This is a genomic window from Mesorhizobium sp. M4A.F.Ca.ET.050.02.1.1 (assembly GCF_003997725.1).
Lineage (GTDB): Bacteria > Pseudomonadota > Alphaproteobacteria > Rhizobiales > Rhizobiaceae > Mesorhizobium.
On sequence record NZ_RZSG01000746.1, the window covers coordinates 1 to 2,931 of the forward strand.

The 2,931-nt window shown below is 67.7% G+C and carries 2 protein-coding genes; both read right to left on the reverse strand.

All coding sequences use genetic code 11. The features are described from left to right. Nucleotides 1-2,065: efflux RND transporter permease subunit (locus EOA33_RS30430; protein WP_145989362.1), on the reverse strand; the 2,065-nt coding region annotated here is incomplete at its 3' end. Further along, on the reverse strand, nucleotides 2,062-2,931 hold an 870-nt coding region (locus EOA33_RS30435), incomplete at its 5' end, for an efflux RND transporter periplasmic adaptor subunit (protein WP_127407329.1). The genes EOA33_RS30435 and EOA33_RS30430, both read right to left, overlap by 4 nt.

Genomic DNA, 2,931 nt, shown 5'->3' on the forward strand with positions numbered 1-2,931 from the left:
GGCCGGGCACCGACTTCATCTCGTCGATCAGGGCATCGCTCGCCTTTTCGAGCGCTGCGCCATCATCGCCGACCAGCGTGATCGACACCTTGGCGCCGGAGAAGCCGTCGGCGCCGAACTGGATGCGGGCACCAGGAATGTCGTTCAGCTTCGGCGAGGCTTCGGCTTCGAACGCCTGCTGGCTGAGCAAGCGTTCGGCGCGCGGCTTCAGATTGATCGTGACGGTGGCGGTGCGCACCTCGGCCGAGCTCGAACTCTGGTTCGGCCCGCCGCCCGAGGAAGCGGCCGTGCCGATCGTGGCGAAGACGCTGTCGACGGCCGGTTCACGCTCGAGGCGCTCTGTAATGTCCTGCACCACGGCCGTTGTCTGCTCGATCGTCGAGCCCGGCTGCAGTTCGACCGAGATCATTGAGCGGCCGCGATCGGCCGCCGCCATGAATTCGGTAGGCAGTTTCGTGGCCAGGAGCATCGAGCCGGCGAAGAAGGCTATGCCGGCGAACAGCGTGATCCAGCGGCAATTGAGCGCCTTGCGCAGCAGCCAGAGATAGGTCGGCACCCAGGCCGGGAGGTCGTCCTCGCTGTGGCCGCCGGCGCGCACCAGATAGGCGCCCAACAGCGGCGTGAGCATGCGCGCCACCAGCAGCGAGAACAGCACCGACACGCAGACGGCGATGGCGAAGCTGATGAAGAATTTTCCGGGAATGCCGGGCATGAAGGCCACCGGCAGGAACACCGCGACGATGGTCGCGGTGGTCGCCACCACGGCAAGGCCGATCTCGTCGGCGGCCTCGATCGCCGCCTGATAGGCGCTGGCGCCGGTCTGGCGCATATGGCGAACGATGTTCTCGATCTCGACGATGGCGTCGTCGACGAGGATGCCGACCACCAGCGACAGCGCGAGCAAGGTGATGTTGCTCAGCGAGATGTCCAGGGCCGCCATGACGGCGAAGGTCGGGATCAGCGACAGCGGCATGGCGACCGCCGACACCAGCGTCGCCCTGATGTCGCGCAGGAACAACCAGACCACGCCGACGGCGAGCAGGGCGCCGAGCCACAGCGCCTCGAGGGCCGCGTCATAGCTTTCCTGCACGAAACCGGACGAGGAGGTGACCTCGCTGAACTTCGCCCCAGTGGCTTTCGCGCCGATTTCGGCGATCGCCGCGCGCGCGGCCTTGACGACGTCGATCTCGCTCGATCCGACCGACCTGTAGACGTTGAAGGCAACGACTTGCTTGCCGTCGAGATAGGCGGCCTGGCGCGGCTTCTCCCAGCTGTCGACCACGGTGCCGAGATCGGAAAGCTTGACGTCGCCGGCGCTGGAAAGCGCCATGCGGGTGTCGGCGAGCGCCTCGACCGTGGTGGCGCTGGCCAGCGTGCGCACAGACTGCTCCTGGCCGCCGATGGTGGCGCGGCCGCCGGGCTGGTTGACGTTGTTCGATGCCAGCGTCTGGCTGACGTCGCCGGCGCTGATGCCGAGCGCGGCCAGGCGGTCGGGATCGAGCTCGACGCGGATGACACGGTCGACGCCGCCGGAGCGGGTGATCTTGGAGACGCCGTCGACGCCGAGCAGGGCCTTGGCCACGTCGTTGTCAATGTACCAGCTCAGTTGATCGGGCGACATGGTCGGCGCCTCGACGACATAGGTCAGCACCGAATTGCCGTTGGCGTTGACCTTGGCCACGACCGGTGTCTGGGCGGCGGCCGGCAGGCTGGACTGCACGCCCGAGACCGCGTTGCGGACGTCGTTGGTGGCAGTCTCCGGATCGGTGCCGAGGGTGAACTCGACCGTGGTGACGGACGAGCCCTCGCTGATCGAGGTCGAGACATCGTCGACGCCTTCCAGTGTCGCCACGGCATTCTCGATCACCCGCGCGACCTGAACTTCCATCTCGCTCGGAGCCGCGCCCGGCTGCGCCACAGTCACGGTGACGGTCGGCAGGTCGATGTCGGGCATGTTGTTGGTGCGCAGCTGCATGAAGCCGTAGAGGCCGGCGATGGTAAGCGACAGGAAGAGCACGATGGTCGGAACCGGGTTGCGGATCGACCAGGAAGAAATGGCGTTCATTGCGCGCTCCCCGTCGAGCCCGCGGCAGCGCCGGCGTCGGCCACGGCGGAGGCGACGCGCACCAGATTGCCGTCCGAGAGGAAGCCGGCGCCGGCGACCACGACATGATCGCCTTCGGAGAGACCGCTTTCGATGGCGACACGGCCGCTCTGGCGCGTGCCGGTCGTGACGAGACGCGCGCTGACCTTGTCGGCAGCGTCGACGACGAAGACAGCCGGCTTGCCGTCATGCCAGACAAGCGCGGCTTCGGCGACGCTCAGCCGTTGCGAGGCGGCGGTCGCGATCGAGACGCGGGCGAACATGCCCGGCTTCAGGCGGGAGGCTTCGCCGAGCGAGACATAGACGGCGGCGAGCCGCGTGGTGGTGTTGACCGTTTCGGCGATCGAGGAAACGCTGCCGGCAAAGTGGCGGCCGGAGGCGTCGACAACGTCGGCGGCCTGCCCAACGGAGATCGCCGCCAGGTCCTTCTCGGGCACAAGCACGCCGACCTCCAGCCTGCCGTCGCGGATGATCTTCATCAGTTCGGTTCCGGCCTGGACGATCGACCCGGCGACCGCCGGCTTGCTGGAGACGATGCCATCGAACGGCGCACGGATGGTGGTGCGGTCGAGCTCGGCCTGCAGCCGCTCAGTGGCGGCTTGCGCCTGGTCGACCCCAGCCTTGCCGGTCTTGACGGCGGTTGTCTTCTCCTCTGCAGTCTCGGCGCTGACGGCGTTGCTGGCCAAGAGTTTGTCGGCGCGGGCGGCTGCCGATTTCGCGGATTCAAGCGTCGCCTGCGCCTCCGCGACCGCTGCCTTCTGCTCCGCGAGCTGGGCTTTGAGCAGCGAGTCATCCAGCCGGGCCACGACATCGCCCGCCTTCACATG